Origin of the sequence: Campylobacter concisus, assembly GCF_002914195.1 — a bacterium.
Classification (GTDB): Bacteria; Campylobacterota; Campylobacteria; order Campylobacterales; family Campylobacteraceae; genus Campylobacter_A; species Campylobacter_A concisus_M.
The window spans coordinates 1-440 of record NZ_PPAU01000035.1; the positions used below are offsets into that span (position 1 = coordinate 1).

Consider the following 440-nt stretch of genomic DNA (forward strand, 5'->3'; position numbering starts at 1 on the left):
CACCATCATCGTGCAGCGCCAGATCACCAAGTCGATACTTTTTGATGCCGCAAAGGGCAGGATCGCAAATTTCTTAATCGAGCTTGCAAATGAGCAAGATCTAAAACAAAATGGCTATCGATACGTGTTTTTGCCGTTTTCTCTAAAAGTGCTCTCAAGCTTTGTTGGTCTCAAGCGCCAAAGCGCCTCAACAGCCTTTAATGAGCTTATCAAAGACGACGTCATCAGGAAGATCACACCGCACGAATTTCTCATCATCGACCACGAAAAACTTGAAAGCTATACGAATTAAGAAGCTTTTACGCCTATCTTTAAATTTAGCGAGCCTATCTCGAAGCTCTTTTGAAAGTGTAAATTGTGAGAGTTCGTATCTGTCAAAAATAACGATCATATCATCGCCAAGTGCCTGAACTAGTCCAAAGCAAGCATCTCTATCGAGG

The 440-nt window shown here is 42.3% G+C and carries 1 protein-coding gene; it reads left to right on the forward strand.

All coding sequences use genetic code 11. The annotated features are described in order from the left end of the window. Window positions 1–292: helix-turn-helix domain-containing protein (locus CYP28_RS00840; protein WP_141090883.1), on the forward strand; the 292-nt coding region annotated here is incomplete at its 5' end. Between the last annotated feature and the right edge of the window lie 148 nt (window positions 293–440).